The following is a 15,360-nucleotide window of genomic DNA, read 5'->3' as shown; positions in this document are numbered from 1 at the left end:
AATTTTCATTCATTGGCAAACATGCAAAACACCTCATCCAATTCTGTTTTACCTTCAGAAAAGAATGTATCTCAAAGCTCCCATACAGAAAACGGGGGCAAAGTAGTTTTAGGTTTTAGTGGTGGGCTCGATACTACTTTTTGTGTAAAATATCTCACCGAAGATCGTGGCTATGAAGTACATAGTATTATTGTAAATACTGGCGGCTTTAGCGAAGAAGAACTGCAAAAAATAGAAGCACATGCTTATCGCTTAGGTGTAAAAACACATACTACGGTAGATGCTGTAAAAGGTTATTACGTCCGCATTATTAAATATCTTGTATTTGGTAATGTACTGAAGAATAATACCTATCCTTTAAGTGTAAGTGCAGAGCGACTGGTGCAGGCGTTACACATTGCGGAGCACGCAAAAAAACTGGATGCCGATGCAGTGGCGCATGGTAGCACCGGTGCAGGTAATGACCAGGTACGGTTTGACATGGTATTTCACATTATGATTCCTAATGTAGAAATTATTACACCTATCCGTGACTTAAAACTGAGCCGTGAAGAAGAAATTGCATACCTCAAAGAAAGGGGTGTGGAGATGAATTTTGAGAAAGCAGCATACTCCATCAATAAGGGTTTATGGGGCACCAGCATAGGTGGCAGAGAGACGCTGAGTAGCAAAGGCATGTTGCCCGAAGAAGCATGGCCAACACAAGTTACCAAACAAGGCAGCGAAGAAGTAAAACTGCATTTTGAAAAAGGGGAATTAACTGCCGTAAATGACAAACAATTCAATCATCCATCTGAAACCATACAATATTTACAAACCATCGCCGGACCTTACGGCATTGGCAGGGATATTCATGTAGGCGATACCATTATCGGCATTAAAGGTCGTGTGGGTTTTGAAGCTGCCGCACCGATGGTTATTCTTAAGGCACATCATGCGTTGGAAAAACATGTGCTTACCAAATGGCAATTAAGCTGGAAAGACAACATCGCTAATTTTTATGGCAACTGGCTGCACGAAGGGCAGATATTAGACCCGGTGATGCGCGATATTGAAGCCTTCTTGCAAAGCTCGCAACAAAATGTAACGGGTGATGTTTTTGTACAACTGCAACCTTATCGTTTTCAGGTTATTGGTATTGAAAGTCCGTACGATTTAATGAATAGCAAGTTTGGTAAATATGGTGAAATGAACAACGGCTGGACCGGCGAAGATGTGCGTGGCTTTAGCAAAATATTTGGCAATCAGGTAGCCATGTACCAAAAAGTACAGGAGGAGCAACAGCCCCCAATGCCTAAAGGGGAGTAACAAACCCAAGCCTCTCCAAACCCCTCCTGAAGGAGGAGCTTAGAAAACCAAACTCTTTTGAAGTTCATCATCTATTGACATTTACACAGAGTAATCGAACATGAATAACAACTTAGAAGATAAATTTGAAAACGCTGCTACAAACTCCCCTTTAGGGGATGGGGACGTCATCCGTGTGGGCATTATTGGCGGTGCAGGATATACCGGTGGCGAATTGATAAGGTTATTAATTAATCATCCGCATGCAACTATTGCGTTTATGCACAGCAACAGCAATGCAGGCAATGCAGTAAGTAAAGTACATGCCGATTTGATTGGAGAAACGGATCTAAAATTCAGCGGCAATGAAGCACTGAGTGCAGACAATTTACTGGATACAGATGTACTTTTTCTCTGCACCGGACACGGCGCGGCAAAAAAATTTTTAGAGGCCCATACCATCCCTGCACACATCAAAATTATTGACCTTTCCAACGACTTTCGGTTATTAAAAGACGCAGAATTTCACCAGCCAACTGCAAGCCATCACACTTTTATCCGCAACTTTATTTATGGCTTGCCCGAGTTGAACAAAGAAGCAATAAAAACAGCTCATAATATTGCCAATCCCGGCTGCTTTGCTACTGCAATACAATTAGGATTACTGCCTTTGGCAAAAGCAGGTTTGCTAAGCGATATTTATACTACTGGCATTACAGGTAGTACCGGCGCCGGGCAAAGCCTAAGTGCCACTTCACACTTTAGCTGGCGTGCTAATAACATACAAGCTTATAAAACATTGTCTCATCAGCATTTAGGCGAAATCGTTCAGTCGCTTTTACAACTGCAACCCACACAAGAGGCTATTGATTTAAGCTTTGTTCCCTGGCGTGGCGATTTTGCACGTGGTATTTTTATAAGCTCTACTATTGATACGGATGTATCTTTAGAAGAAGCAAAAAAGTTGTATAAAGATTTTTATACAGCACAGCCGTTTACGACGGTAAGTGATGAACCTATTTTTTTGAAACAAGTGGTGAATACCAATAAATGTTTGATACAATTAGAAAAAGTAGGCAGCAAATTGGTAGTACATTCCATTACAGATAATCTATTGAAAGGCGCATCAGGACAGGCGGTGCAGAACATGAACTTAATGTTTGGGGTAGAAGAAGAAGCAGGATTAAGATTGAAAGCAAATTATTTTTAGCCCCTTCCCCTCAAGGGAAATGAATGGCAACATCAAACAATATCTCTTAACAACTTAAATCTACATAGCCAAATAGGGCGATGATTTAAGACAAAACAAAATCTCCGCCGGCCGGCGGATTAAGGGTTATGAAACTTTTTGACGTTTACCCGCTCAACAACATCACCATTACGAAAGCACAAGGCTCTTACGTGTGGGATGAAAATGGTGTACAATACCTGGATATGTACGGCGGTCATGCTGTTATCAGCATTGGACACACGCACCCGCACTGGGTGAAAAGAATAGAAGACCAATTAGAAAAAATTGCGTTCTATTCCAATAGTGTACATATACCTATTCAGCAACAACTGGCGGATAAATTAGCCAAAGTAAGTGGCAAGGAAGATTACCAGTTATTTTTGGTAAACAGCGGTGCCGAAGCTAACGAAAATGCTATGAAGCTTGCTTCTTTCCATAATGGTAAAAAGAAGATTGTGGCTTTTAAAAAAGCGTTTCATGGCAGGACTTCTTTAGCCGTTGCAGCTACAGATAACAAAGCGCTTATAGCACCCGTGAATGAAACAGATAATGTAGATTTTCTACCCTTCAATGATGAAGCAGCACTAAAAAGATATTTCCAGACCAACGGCAAAGAAGTATGTGCTGTAATTATCGAAGGCATACAAGGTGTAGGTGGTATTAATATTGCAACCGACAGCTTTTTACAACTTATTCGCCGCCTGTGCGACCAGAACGATGCGGTATTTATTGCCGACAGCGTGCAATGTGGTTTTGGCAGAACAGGCAAGTTCTTCAGTCACGACCATGCAGGTGTGCAGGCAGATATTTATACTATGGCGAAAGGCATGGGTAATGGCTTTCCGGTTGGGGGCATTCTCATTGCACCACACATTCAACCAAAACACGGTATGCTGGGTACCACCTTTGGTGGCAATCACCTGGCATGTGCAGCAGCATTAGCTGTGTTGGAAGTAATAGAAGAAGAAAACCTGATTGAACTTGCCAAACAACGTGGCATGTACCTGATGAACCGTTTGAGAACTATTGAAGGTATTGAAAATGTGCGCGGCAAAGGCTTGATGATTGGTTTTGACGTGCCGGAAGACCTGAAAGATTTACGCAAGAAATTGTTGTACGATTTCAACATTTTTACCGGCGAAGCCAAGCCTAATATAATCCGGTTACTGCCTTCATTAGCATTATCACGCAAGCAATCCGATGAATTTTTGGAAGCTTTGCAGGAAGCCATTGCAGAGTTGAAACCAAAGGCAAAAGAAACTGAAAATGTGCAGCAGGAAGAAGAGGTAAGGGCAGAAGATTAGGTGAAAAGCTGTATGAAATTTGGAGACTTTGTATGGCAGAAATAGCGGAACACAAGCAAAACAACATTATTTACAATCATCGAAATTTTCCCCTTTTAGGGGTTAGGGGCATGAAACAATTTATATCAGTACACGATGTTACAGATATTGATGCACTCGTAGCAAAAGCATTAGCTTATAAAGCCGAGCCTTTTAAAGACCGCACGTTAGGCGTTGGCAAACGTATTGGATTATTGTTCTTAAATCCATCGTTACGCACACGTTTAAGTACACAAATTGCAGCCAAAAACATAGGCATGGAAGCCATTGTGTTTAATGTGGACAAAGAAGGCTGGGCACTGGAATTTGAAGAAGGTGCTATCATGAGCGGCAACACCGTAGAGCACGTGAAAGACGCTGCGCCCATACTCGGTAATTATTTTGATATTTTATGTATCCGCACCTTTCCTTCGCTAAAGAACAGAGAAGATGATTACAGCGAATTGTACATCACTGAATTCATCAAATATTGCGGTGTGCCGGTGGTTAGTTTGGAAAGCGCAACGCTGCATCCATTGCAGAGTTTAACGGATGTTATTACCATAAAAGAACAACTGAACCAGAATCCGTTAAGTGGCAATCCGAAACCTAAAGTTGTGCTTACCTGGGCACCACATGTAAAGGCTTTGCCGCAGTGTGTGGCCAACAGTTTTTCGCAATGGATGAATGCCTGGGGCGAAGTGGACTTTGTAATTACGCATCCGGAAGATTATGAGTTGGCAGAACAGTTTACTAAAGGCGCCACCATCACACACAATCAGGATGAAGCATTAAAAAATGCAAACTTTGTGTATGTAAAAAATTGGAGCACGTATAAGGACTATGGTAAAATTTACGAAAATGACCCTGGTTGGATGCTCACCGAAAAAAAGCTTCAATTAACCAATAATGCTAAAGTAATGCACTGCCTGCCGGTAAGAAGAAATGTGGAACTGAGCGACGAAGTGCTGGATGGACCAAACAGCATTGTAACACAGGAAGCGGCAAACAGGGTATGGGCAGCACAAGCCGTAATAGCATCCATTCTTGAAGGTCTTTAGTAAGTTGGTTGTAAATAAAAAAGGTACTCTGATTACTGTAAAGGATGTGTATGAAAATGGCGAAATTAAATTGCTGTAAGCAGCGCCGGTAAAAGCAGGTAATAAAGTGCTGGTTACCTTTATAGAAGAGGAAGAAACCGTAAGGAATATTTCGTTTCAGCAACAGTCACCTGCATGTAATAATTATCCCGAAGACAACAATGAAGATCTGTATCAAGGTTATATAAAGTAATAAGCTATGGTACAAACAGGTAATATTGTTATTGTTTCATTTCATTACACCGATTTAGCTTCGTTTAAAGTAAGACCTGCTGCAATTGTAGCTCAGACAAAGGATAATTACAACGATGTTACTGTTGCTTTAATTTCTTCTGTTGTACCAGCAACAGGTTTACCATATCAAATGGTAATGGGGTTTCAAGATTAGTAACAGTGGAAGAAAGCAAGATTGTGGCTGTTACTGGCAAGCTTTCATCTGTACAACTTACTACTTTCAAAAACTTATTTAAATCGCTGGTTGATTAATTTTCATGGACAAACTCTACGTTATAAAAATTGGCGGCAACATTATAGATGATGAGCAAAAACTGGCTGCTTTTCTCCAATCTTTTGCATCTATCCACGCACCTAAAATACTCGTTCATGGTGGTGGGAAATTAGCTACTAAACTCGCTGCACAGTTAGGCATAGAACAACAATTAATTGACGGCAGAAGAATAACGGATGCCGAAACATTGAAGATTGTAACCATGGTATATGCCGGCTTTATCAACAAAAATATTGTGGCGCAACTGCAGGCAAATGGGTGCAATGCTATTGGCTTATGCGGTGCAGATGGTAATGTAATACAGGCGCATAAACGTCAGCATCCTTTTATAGATTATGGGTTTGTAGGTGATGTAGATGTTATAAATACGCCTTTACTGCAAAGCTTATTAGCACAACATATTAACGTGGTATTAGCACCTATTACGCACAATAAAAAAGGCTTATTACTCAATACCAATGCCGATACCATTGCCCGGGAAGTAGCACAGGCAATGAGTATATTATATGAAGTACACCTCCTTTATTCCTTTGAAAAAAAAGGTGTATTATTAGACACTAATGATGATAATTCGGTTATACAGTCTATTAATTTGTCTTATTATGAAGAACTAAAAAAAGAACAGAAAATCTTTGCCGGCATGATACCGAAACTGGATAATGCCTTTGCAGCATTGAAGAAAGGCGTTCACCGTGTGGTGATTGGTAAGGCCGAACAACTGGAACAATTAGTGGCACAAACTGCCGGCACAAGTATTATAAATGAAATGTAGCAAAACCACTTCTCCCTCAAGGGGGGAGAAAGGTGCATACATTTAAAAATGCGACTTCCATTTTGCTTCAATAATACCCTTTTAGATGAATAATGATATAAACATATTAACTGATAAGGCGGTTGCTCTACTAAAGCAGCTCATCAGTACGCCCTCTTTTTCCAAAGAAGAAAATGATACGGCAGAATTGATTGTTGAATTTTTCAACCAAAATGAAATTCCCTGCTCCAGAGTGGGTAATAACATTTATGCGAAGAATGCATACTACGATGCAGCCAAACCTTCTATCTTACTCAACTCGCACCACGATACAGTAAAGCCCAACAAAGGCTACACCATGGACCCGTTTACACCCATTGTAAAAGATGGTAAACTGTTTGGCTTAGGCAGCAATGATGCGGGCGGTTGCCTGGTGTCGCTCATGGCTACTTTTCTTTATTTTTATAACGAACCGGCTCTCAATCACAACATTGTATTTGCCGCTTCTGCGGAAGAAGAAATAAGCGGTGTAAACGGGATAGAACTGGTGTTGCCGTATTTGGGCAATATTGACTTTGGTATTGTGGGCGAACCTACCAAACTGGAAATGGCAATTGCTGAGCGCGGCTTAATGGTAATTGATTGTGTGGCACATGGCCGTGCTGGTCATGCGGCTCGCAACGAAGGCGAGAATGCGCTGTACAAAGCGGTAGATGACATTAACTGGATACGCAACTATAAGTTTGAAAAAGTAAGTCCGCTGTTGGGTGAATCCAGGCTTTCTGTAACGATTATTGAAACAGAAAACAAGCAACACAATGTAGTGCCTTCGCAATGCAAGTATGTGATAGATGTGCGGGTAAACGAGCTATACACATTTGAAGAAATTCTGGACGCATTAAAGCAAAATCTGCAAAGCACTTTCAAGCCACGTACCACGCGTATGCGTTCTACTTCTATTCCGGTGGAGCATCCATTGGTGCAGGCAGGCATTGCCTTAGGTCATGGTTATTATGGCTCACCTACTACCAGCGATAAAGCACTGATGCATTTTCCGGCATTAAAGATGGGACCTGGTGATAGTGCAAGAAGTCATACTGCAGACGAATATATTTACTTGGATGAAATCAGGAATGGAATTGACACTTATATCAAATTGGTGAGTAGAGTTGTGAATGTGTGATTCAAGTTGCCATATACCAGATGCCGGATACCAGTTTTTGACAACATTGATTGCTATGAAAAGTTATAGGGAATTAGAAGTTTATACGGAATCAAAACGGCTGGCGGTTGAAGTGCATAAGATGAGCCTGACACTTCCAAAGTTTGAACTATTTGAAGAAGGTAGTCAAATACGCCGTTCTTCAAAAGCAGTAACAACCGCCATTGCAGAAGGATACGGCAGAAGGCGATATAAAGCTGATTTTATAAAACATCTGGTGTATGCACAAAGTGAATGTGACGAAACCATTGTACATCTTGATTTTCTACTTGAAACAGGATCATGGAAGGATGAACAACAGTATAATAAATTAAAGAAAGAATACGATGCTTTGAGTAAAAGAATTAATAAGTTCATTCAATGGGTAGAGACAAATTTAAATGACTTTACAAAACCGGCATCCGGAAACCTGTAACTGGAAACCAAAATATATAAATGCAACAAAAGCTTGCCCACATAGCATTGGTGGTTCGCGATTATGATGAAGCTATTCATTTCTACACCGAAAAACTTTCTTTTGATCTCATAGAAGATACAAAGCTGAGTGACACCAAAAGATGGGTGATTGTTGCACCAAAAGGCTCTGATAGTTGCAATTTATTACTGGCAAAAGCAGCTTCCGAAGAACAACTGGGCAGGGTTGGAAACCAAACCGGTGGACGCGTTTTTTTGTTTTTACACACCGATAATTTACAAAGAGATTATGAGGCATTGCAAAGCAAAGGAGTCATCTTTGTACGCATGCCAGCTACAGAAGCCTGGGGCACTGTAGCTGTATTTAAAGATTTATACGGCAACTTGTGGGACTTGATAGAACCATCCAAATAGCAGCATTAAAGAATAAAAATATCAACCGGCATCCGGAAACCTGTAACCGGTAAACTACTATGAAACTCTGGCAAAAGAACACCACCTCACTTAAAGAAGTAGAACAATTCACCGTAGGCAAAGACCGTGAGTTTGATTTGTTGCTGGCACCTTTTGATGTGCTGGGTAATATTGCGCATGCAAAAATGCTCGCAACAATTGGCTTGCTTACTGCCGAAGAATGTGAGCAACTGGTAAAAGAGTTAAGAGCAATTTATAAAACTACGCAGTCCACTTCAAACTCCCCTTTAGAGGATGGAGGCACATTCACCATCGACAATGCTATTGAAGATGTGCACTCGCAAATAGAATATTTATTAACGCAAAAACTGGGTGATATTGGCAAAAAAATACATTCTGCACGCAGCCGCAACGACCAGGTGCTGGTAGATGTAAAGTTGTTTTTGCGCAGCGAAATAGAAAAAACAGTACATACTATTGAATCTTTTTTTCAACTGCTGATTGCAAAAAGTAATGAGTTTAAAGATGTATTGCTGCCCGGCTACACGCATTTGCAACTCGCTATGCCATCCTCCTTTGGCTTGTGGCTGGGTGCTTATGCAGAAGGTTTAGTGGATGATACCATTACCCTCAAAGCGGCTTATGACGTGGTAAATAAAAATCCATTAGGCTCGGCTGCTGGGTACGGCTCTTCTTTTCCTATCAACCGTACATTAACTACCCAATTGTTGGGCTTTACCGGTTTGAATTATAATGTGGTGTATGCGCAAATGGGCCGTGGTAAAGCAGAGCGCATTGTAGCCAGCGCGCTGGCAAATGTGGCGGATACACTGGCAAGATTGAGCATGGATGCCTGCCTGTATCTCAACCAAAATTTTGGTTTTATTTCTTTTCCGCCGGAATTAACAACGGGCAGCAGCATCATGCCACACAAGAAAAACCCGGATGTATTTGAATTGATTCGTTCCTATTGCAACCGTATTAAAGCGTTACCCAACGAAATCATGATGATGACCACCAATCTGCCTTCGGGTTATCACCGCGATTTACAGTTACTGAAGGAGCATCTTTTTCCATCTTTTGAAATACTCCGCAATTGTATTGGTATGGCTGGTTTGATGCTGAGTAATATGGAAGTGAAAAAGAACATCCTGGAAGACGAAAAATATAAGTATCTTTTTAGCGTGGAAGAAGTGAATAAACTGGTTTTAAAAGGCACACCTTTTCGCGATGCGTATAAAAAAGTAGGGCTGGATATTGAGGCAAATAACTTCCAGTATTCCACTCAAATCCATCACACCCACGAAGGCAGCATTGGCAATTTGTGCAACGATAAAATAGAAGCTAACATGCAAAAGGTAGTAGATTCTTTTGCTTTTGAAACTTATCATCAGGCTATCGGAAAGCTGTTACAGGACTGATGCATAATTAGACAACTTAGATATAATATCCGCTGGAATTGTATAATAATACATGCAGCGGATTTTTGCTTGTCGGTGCTCATCTGTAACATCGGTGAGCAAACAAACTATATTTTTCTACCCGCCTTTACACTCACTGCCGAGCCTTCGGCTAAGAACACAGATGCGGGTTTTTCCTGCTGCAAAAGTTGAAAGTCTTCGCCGTAAATGTTTTTAAAATCCACATCAATATGGTGCTCTTTGGTTTGGTACACTTCCCATCTGGGGTGTGCTACTTCATATTCGTTGGTTCCATTATTTTTCAGTTTGGCGTAGCCCCAGTAATGCTCGGTAATAAATTCCTCTTCGCTACCTTCGGCAATAGCTAACGGGTTGATGCTGGTGGTTACTTTCAGTTCGTTCCACTTCCTCTTTTTCCATTTATAACTCACCGTTAAAGCATCCTCATTTTCTGCCCAGGAATAAGCCATGGGCATCGTTGCATACTTTTCGCCATACAGTGTATTGGCCACAAAAGTGATGGCGCGGCGGGGCACAATTTCGCTTATAAACACTACCCCACGCTTCCAGCCTTCGCTGCTTTTGTGGCGTACATAAAAGCGGAGGTTTACTTCTTCAAAGTTGGTGTGCAGGGGAATGCTAAAGCCTCGCAGTTTTACATCCTGAAATCGAAAGCCAACAAGACTTACATAACAGTTGTTATTCCACAAGTCCAGTTCTGTTTTTGCCGGTAGGTAAGGCAGCAATACTTTTTTATCTATTGCATAATTCGCCATTACCAACTTGCGCCATTCGGCAGTAAGGAATGTTGTTGCCATAATAATAGTTGCAGTTTTTCAACTGCTCGTGGTAAAAATACGAAGGTGGTTGGTGGGATGGATTTACAAACTATACAGGAAGCATAGCCCTGGTATTCTTCTTTGCTATTTCGTTAATACCAATGTATTGTTTTTATTGTCAATGATCCAATTAGTAAACTTGTTGAGCAGGCTTCTCCCGGCTATTATCTTTTTGCCTTTATCGGTAACGGCTACCACCACATTATCCAGCGTAAACTTGCCAACACGAACGCCACTGATCATGTATTTGCGACAGGTATCTATCATGCCATTTGCCATTTCATATTGCCCAATGCCTAAGTAGTTTTCATCTGTAATAATGCCTTCTGCTTTCAGGGTTGTTTCCATATCTTTATTGATGAGCAAATCCGATGAACCAGTATCAAAAAGCCAGAACTGCACCATACTACCCGTTTTCATTTTGAGGTAAGTCATACCATTCATATTCAGCACATGAATGGTATCTGATAATGGGCCATTAATATCTTTGGCAACGGCTTCGCTCCATGTATTATCTAAACTATCTTGTTCGGCAAAAGGATCGCCGCAGGTGTACATCGTTTCATAAAACAATAACGAGTTGGGGTTAGATAAAGTTTGCATATCTGCATCGGTGAGCTTTTTTGTTTTCACCATATTTAGCTGGCAGCGACAAAAAGTATTCAACCGATTGTCGTCCAATTTACGCTCCGTACTTTGTTGTATAGATTGCTTGCATTTATCTATAAACTCGTCTTCAAAACCTTCTGCCTGCAGTAATGTTGTTTTGCCCGAGCCGGTATAACATTGGTCAATTTCGTTTTTCAAAGCGCTATCACTTTCCACCAACTTATCAATGTATATGGTACTTCCATTAGTGAACTGTTTATACTGTTTTTTGGTAAAATGCCAGTCCAACTTACTTACCTGACATTCACATATAGATAGCGCAGTAGCATCGCTACGATCTTTATGCAGCGAGTTAAGACAATCATTTATTAATTCCCTTTTTCTTAAAATAGAAAACCCTTCTTTGGTGTGAATAAAATCGTTTTGCGCAAACAAAGTCGTTAAGGGTAAAACTGCAAGCAGCAGAAAGCTGCAATATTTTAATAACATGAATACTGGACTGTATTGGATTAATAATAAGTTACAATATTAGGAAAGTTTGCTGCTGATGGAGGATTAAGGTAATTATAAGTAGTTGGTTGGTACTTTCCACGTGGAAAGTTATTCACCTGCTATTACCATGTTATTCACAGTATGTAAACTGATGCAGAAGCAGTCGAGAGAGAATCGTTCAGGTACATGGATATATGATTTTACTAAGAAAGTTGTATTAAATTGAAATCGTACTATATCGTTTATACTATTTAATCCTTTTTACCTTTACTACTTGCTGATACAATTGATAACATTTCCTTCAATCCCTTATTTTCCAGCTTAGTCTTTTCTAATTCAACGGTTGACTCACCTTTACTTAATTTAAAATTTCTTTCAGTCATAATCAACTCTTTAATTACTATACTTAAACCCTCTTGGCTTCCCCTATTCAAAGCAGCAAGCAAAGAGATTTGTCGCAGTTCTATATTAGTTAATTCGTTTTGATAGTATTTGATTTCTGATAAACTTGTTCTATATAATTTTAAAAAGAAGAATGCAAATAATTCAATAAACACAACTAAACTGAGCCGCGGAATAAAGTGAAGAAGTACATTGAAAAGATTCGAAGAATTGAAATTTTCCCTTAATACAAAATATCCTAAGAGAAAAAGTGCAGAAATTGAAATCATAGTACCAATAATCAAATTTAAATTTGCTCGTTTAGTTAAGATTATGATTTCAGCTTTTAACCTTTTTATCGCATCATCATAGCTTTTAGTAGCATTATATGTTTCCTCCCTTTTTTGTTCTAATATACTATTTTTTATTGCTGTTTCAATCTGAGCATAAAAATTTGTATTTAAATTTTCAGATAAAGAATGATGTAATTTTTCATATATAGCTAATTTTTGTTCTGAAGTTAACAACTCAGATTCTCTCCGGTTAATGTTTTCCTCAATTCTTTTAGAAAATGAAAGAAATATTTCTTTTACTCTATCTTCATGCTGATAGCTTAATTCTCTTAAGCGCTCAAGAATGTCTCTACTATCAGCTCTGCCGTCAAAATTATTTGAATCTGCTTTAGAGGTGTCCAAATAATTCGACATCATCCAAAACAAACCTATAGTTCCCATACTAATGAATAGATACTGGAAACTCTTACTATTATTACTACCTAGAACATTAGGAAAAAATATTGTAAGAACTAATCCAAGTAACCCATAAAATGCAAACGAGAAAGGAAATGCAAACTTGTATATCCTATACTTAAAATACTTACGAAAAATTTCTGTATTCCTTTTAGCTGATTCATCCTTTTTACTTTCTTCCATATAAATTTTTGTCTTACTATCTAAAATTATCGAAATCTATATAACTACTTCATAATTTACTAATAAATCCACACCCACCCTGTGCATAACCCTAAAAACCAGTGTAAAAACACTCCTTTCCCACTTTCCATTTGTGAAAACGACTCGAATAAAAACAGCCCTTTCTCCCCAAAACCGCCCAGCTGAAAAACTATGAACTTTTTTACCGCTCTTAATCCACAGTGCATAATGGTGAATAGCTCTTTTGTGTATTGTGAACAGAGATAACGCACCGGTGTGTATAAATAAGCAGCAATGTAGGCTGGTATTATATTGTACTTGTTAAGGTTGATGTGGATAGCTGTGAATAAGCTATGGTATAATTAACTTTGTACAATGTGTATAAGTAAGTTATTACGATATTAACACTCCTAATAGTAGTAGCTTTTTTATATAAATAAGTATTATTAAATAAATACTACAACAGTTATGAACATTGAAGAGGCTATACTGAAAGTACCCAAAAGAGGGTTCCTTGACATTGATATAGATCCAACGCTTGATTTGTTTGCTGAGATAGAACGGCTGAAAAAAGAAAAGAACGCTGTGCTCCTCGCACATTACTACCAGGAAGCAGACATCCAGGATGTAGCCGATTATATAGGTGACAGCCTCGGATTGGCGCAATATGCGGCTAAAACAAATGCAGACATCATTGTGTTCGCCGGCGTACATTTCATGGCAGAAACAGCCAAAATACTCAATCCTACAAAGAAGGTGTTGCTGCCCGATTTAAACGCCGGCTGTTCATTAGCCGATAGTGCGCCGGCAGACCTGTTCAAATGCTTCAAAGAACAGCATCCGGGGCATTTGGTAGTAAGCTATGTGAATTGCTCTGCAGAAATTAAAGCATTGAGCGACATTATCTGCACCTCCTCCAATGCCGAGCGGATTATTGAAAGCATTCCGGAAGATCAGCCTATCATTTTTGCACCGGATAAAAACCTGGGTGGATACCTGAACAAGAAAACAGGCAGAAATATGGTGCTGTGGAATGGTGCCTGCATGGTGCACGAGATCTTTAGCCTGGAAAAAATTATTAAACTAAAAACGCGTCATCCAAATGCCAAAGTCCTCGCCCACCCTGAATGTGAAGAAGCCATCCTGCGGGTAGCAGATTATGTAGGCAGCACTACACAGATATTGCAATATGCCGTGCAGGATAAAACCACGCAGGAATTTATTGTAGCTACCGAAACCGGCATTATTCACCAGATGCAGAAAGATGCGCCGGAAAAGACCTTTATCCCCGCCCCGCCCAATAATAGCTGTGCCTGCAACGATTGTCCGCACATGAAGCTGAATACGCTGGAAAAACTCTATCTCTGCATGGAGTACGAAACGCCTGAGCTGGTGATGGATGAAGCGCTCAGAAAGGCTGCTTTAAAGCCCATAGAGCGCATGATGGAGATAAGCCGTAAGGTTGGGTTGATTAAGTAATAACAGGGCTTTAATTGGCTTTAAAACGGGTTTTCTTTTTTGAATTACAAAGGCACGATAAAGGGAAGTTACACAAGGGAATCCTTATCATTATTATTTGTGCTTTTGTAATTCAAAAAATCACTCCACACCTAAAATACTACGTTTAGCCGGACTTCTTAATTTTTGTTGGGTGTAATCTTTAAAGCAAAGCTGGATATAATAGCCTAATTCCAAGTCATTCATTTGCTGAAGTAATTCATAATCAGGGCGGTAGGCAGTCATAAATGAGTCTAATTCCGGATCTTCCAGTTGTGTTAATTGCTTTACCAGACGCACGCTATAGCGGTGGTCAATATACTTGTCCTGCTCTTCCTGCAGTAACCGGTTTTGAAAGCTTTGCAACTGCCGGTTACGCCTAAAACGAAACATATTAATTAAAGCATCCAAATCAAGCCCTACCGTTACAGAGCCAGGTACATAAGTACCAGAGCTGCTGTTGATGCTTAAGCCTGGTTTCTTATAATCAAAAATCTTAGCGTAATCTCTTCTGTTCTGGATAGAATCGAGCCGGTAATTGTGAGTTAATACCTTTACTTCCGGTAACCATTTTACATCTATATGCAGTCCTACTTCAAAAGCAGATACATTATTGATCGTGTCCACCGGATACTTCATCGTGTTTTTACCCAGGTAAGAAAAATAGATGGAGTCTTTTAGCGAGACGCGAATGGAATAATGCCCGTTTGAATCGGTAACTACACCACTGCCGCAGGTACAGATAACTGAAACTGCATCAATTGGCTGGCGGTTAGCAAAGTCATACACAGTACCCTGCAGATCGAACGTTTGCGCTTTTGAAGCAACACCAATGATGAGTAATAGTATGGAAAGTAAGTACCGGATAGTTATTGAGCGGTTTTAAAAGGGTAATATTACAACACTCCATGTATTAACACAATAAAACAGCAGGTTTTAA

Annotated in this window: 15 protein-coding genes; 11 read left to right on the top strand and 4 right to left on the bottom strand. The window is 39.9% G+C overall.

Going from position 1 to position 15,360, the window contains the following annotated elements; all coding sequences use genetic code 11:
• Nucleotides 1-21: 21 nt before the first annotated feature.
• The 10 genes from argG (at nt 22) to argH (ending at nt 9,670) form a co-directional block, all read left to right on the top strand.
• Nucleotides 22-1,308, top strand: coding sequence for an argininosuccinate synthase (argG, locus tag FC093_RS00220; RefSeq protein WP_137259728.1), 1,287 nt, complete (start codon nt 22-24; stop codon nt 1,306-1,308).
• A 100-nt stretch (nt 1,309-1,408) separates the two neighbouring features.
• Nucleotides 1,409-2,497, top strand: coding sequence for an N-acetyl-gamma-glutamyl-phosphate reductase (argC, locus tag FC093_RS00215; protein ID WP_137259727.1), 1,089 nt, complete (start codon nt 1,409-1,411; stop codon nt 2,495-2,497).
• A gap of 128 nt (nt 2,498-2,625) precedes the next feature.
• Nucleotides 2,626-3,822 (top strand): aspartate aminotransferase family protein, encoded by a 1,197-nt coding sequence (locus FC093_RS00210; protein WP_137259726.1) that lies wholly within the window; start codon nt 2,626-2,628, stop codon nt 3,820-3,822.
• A gap of 32 nt (nt 3,823-3,854) precedes the next feature.
• Nucleotides 3,855-4,901: a Rossmann-fold NAD(P)-binding domain-containing protein gene (locus FC093_RS00205; RefSeq protein ID WP_240743136.1), complete on the top strand. Its 1,047-nt coding sequence runs from the start codon at nt 3,855-3,857 to the stop codon at nt 4,899-4,901.
• A 238-nt stretch (nt 4,902-5,139) separates the two neighbouring features.
• On the top strand, nt 5,140-5,328 hold the full coding sequence (locus FC093_RS00200) for a hypothetical protein (RefSeq protein WP_137259725.1): 189 nt from the start codon (nt 5,140-5,142) through the stop codon (nt 5,326-5,328).
• A 103-nt stretch (nt 5,329-5,431) separates the two neighbouring features.
• Complete coding sequence (gene argB, locus FC093_RS00195; RefSeq protein ID WP_137259724.1) at nt 5,432-6,220, top strand: acetylglutamate kinase; 789 nt, start codon at nt 5,432-5,434, stop codon at nt 6,218-6,220.
• Nucleotides 6,221-6,305: 85 nt separating this feature from the next.
• The gene (locus FC093_RS00190) at nt 6,306-7,382 is read left to right on the top strand and encodes a M20 family metallo-hydrolase (RefSeq protein ID WP_137259723.1); all 1,077 of its coding nucleotides are present in this window, start codon (nt 6,306-6,308) and stop codon (nt 7,380-7,382) included.
• 55 nt (nt 7,383-7,437) lie between these two features.
• Complete coding sequence (locus FC093_RS00185; protein ID WP_137259722.1) at nt 7,438-7,836, top strand: four helix bundle protein; 399 nt, start codon at nt 7,438-7,440, stop codon at nt 7,834-7,836.
• Between the two features lie 20 nt (nt 7,837-7,856).
• On the top strand, nt 7,857-8,249 hold the full coding sequence (locus FC093_RS00180; protein WP_137259721.1) for a VOC family protein: 393 nt from the start codon (nt 7,857-7,859) through the stop codon (nt 8,247-8,249).
• 59 nt (nt 8,250-8,308) lie between these two features.
• On the top strand, nt 8,309-9,670 hold the full coding sequence (argH, locus tag FC093_RS00175; RefSeq protein ID WP_137259720.1) for an argininosuccinate lyase: 1,362 nt from the start codon (nt 8,309-8,311) through the stop codon (nt 9,668-9,670).
• 107 nt (nt 9,671-9,777) lie between these two features.
• Here argH and FC093_RS00170 read toward each other — a convergent pair whose 3' ends face one another.
• The 3 genes from FC093_RS00170 to FC093_RS00160 form a co-directional block, all read right to left on the bottom strand.
• Nucleotides 9,778-10,488, bottom strand: a complete 711-nt coding sequence (locus FC093_RS00170; protein ID WP_137259719.1) for a YqjF family protein — start codon at nt 10,486-10,488, stop codon at nt 9,778-9,780.
• A gap of 105 nt (nt 10,489-10,593) precedes the next feature.
• Nucleotides 10,594-11,553 carry a retropepsin-like aspartic protease gene (locus FC093_RS00165; protein ID WP_170970941.1) on the bottom strand — a complete coding sequence of 320 codons (960 nt, stop codon included), beginning with the start codon at nt 11,551-11,553 and terminating at the stop codon, nt 10,594-10,596.
• Between the two features lie 308 nt (nt 11,554-11,861).
• Complete coding sequence (locus FC093_RS00160) at nt 11,862-12,923, bottom strand: hypothetical protein (RefSeq protein ID WP_137259717.1); 1,062 nt, start codon at nt 12,921-12,923, stop codon at nt 11,862-11,864.
• A gap of 468 nt (nt 12,924-13,391) precedes the next feature.
• Here FC093_RS00160 and nadA point away from each other — a divergent pair, with 468 nt between their 5' ends.
• Nucleotides 13,392-14,402 carry a quinolinate synthase NadA gene (gene nadA, locus FC093_RS00155; protein WP_137259716.1) on the top strand — a complete coding sequence of 337 codons (1,011 nt, stop codon included), beginning with the start codon at nt 13,392-13,394 and terminating at the stop codon, nt 14,400-14,402.
• 120 nt (nt 14,403-14,522) lie between these two features.
• On the opposite strand, the gene FC093_RS00150 is transcribed toward nadA, so the two are convergent.
• Complete coding sequence (locus FC093_RS00150; RefSeq protein WP_137259715.1) at nt 14,523-15,209, bottom strand: hypothetical protein; 687 nt, start codon at nt 15,207-15,209, stop codon at nt 14,523-14,525.
• Nucleotides 15,210-15,360: the final 151 nt, after the last annotated feature.

The sequence above is a fragment of the Ilyomonas limi genome (assembly GCF_005233845.1).
Lineage (GTDB): Bacteria > Bacteroidota > Bacteroidia > Chitinophagales > Chitinophagaceae > Ilyomonas > Ilyomonas limi.
Note: the sequence above shows the minus strand (reverse complement) of the source record. Positions and strands in the feature narration are given on the sequence as shown.

Bases quoted from the DNA above. Each gene is read 5' to 3' on its own strand.
- argG (WP_137259728.1), top strand. From the start codon at position 22: ATGCAAAACACCTCATCCAATTCTGTTTTACCTTCAGAAAAGAATGTA.
- argC (WP_137259727.1), top strand. From the start codon at position 1,409: ATGAATAACAACTTAGAAGATAAATTTGAAAACGCTGCTACAAACTCC.
- FC093_RS00210 (WP_137259726.1), top strand. From the start codon at position 2,626: ATGAAACTTTTTGACGTTTACCCGCTCAACAACATCACCATTACGAAA.
- FC093_RS00205 (WP_240743136.1), top strand. From the start codon at position 3,855: ATGGCAGAAATAGCGGAACACAAGCAAAACAACATTATTTACAATCAT.
- FC093_RS00200 (WP_137259725.1), top strand. From the start codon at position 5,140: ATGGTACAAACAGGTAATATTGTTATTGTTTCATTTCATTACACCGAT.
- argB (WP_137259724.1), top strand. From the start codon at position 5,432: ATGGACAAACTCTACGTTATAAAAATTGGCGGCAACATTATAGATGAT.
- FC093_RS00190 (WP_137259723.1), top strand. From the start codon at position 6,306: ATGAATAATGATATAAACATATTAACTGATAAGGCGGTTGCTCTACTA.
- FC093_RS00185 (WP_137259722.1), top strand. From the start codon at position 7,438: ATGAAAAGTTATAGGGAATTAGAAGTTTATACGGAATCAAAACGGCTG.
- FC093_RS00180 (WP_137259721.1), top strand. From the start codon at position 7,857: ATGCAACAAAAGCTTGCCCACATAGCATTGGTGGTTCGCGATTATGAT.
- argH (WP_137259720.1), top strand. From the start codon at position 8,309: ATGAAACTCTGGCAAAAGAACACCACCTCACTTAAAGAAGTAGAACAA.
- FC093_RS00170 (WP_137259719.1), bottom strand. From the start codon at position 10,488: ATGGCAACAACATTCCTTACTGCCGAATGGCGCAAGTTGGTAATGGCG.
- FC093_RS00160 (WP_137259717.1), bottom strand. From the start codon at position 12,923: ATGGAAGAAAGTAAAAAGGATGAATCAGCTAAAAGGAATACAGAAATT.
- nadA (WP_137259716.1), top strand. From the start codon at position 13,392: ATGAACATTGAAGAGGCTATACTGAAAGTACCCAAAAGAGGGTTCCTT.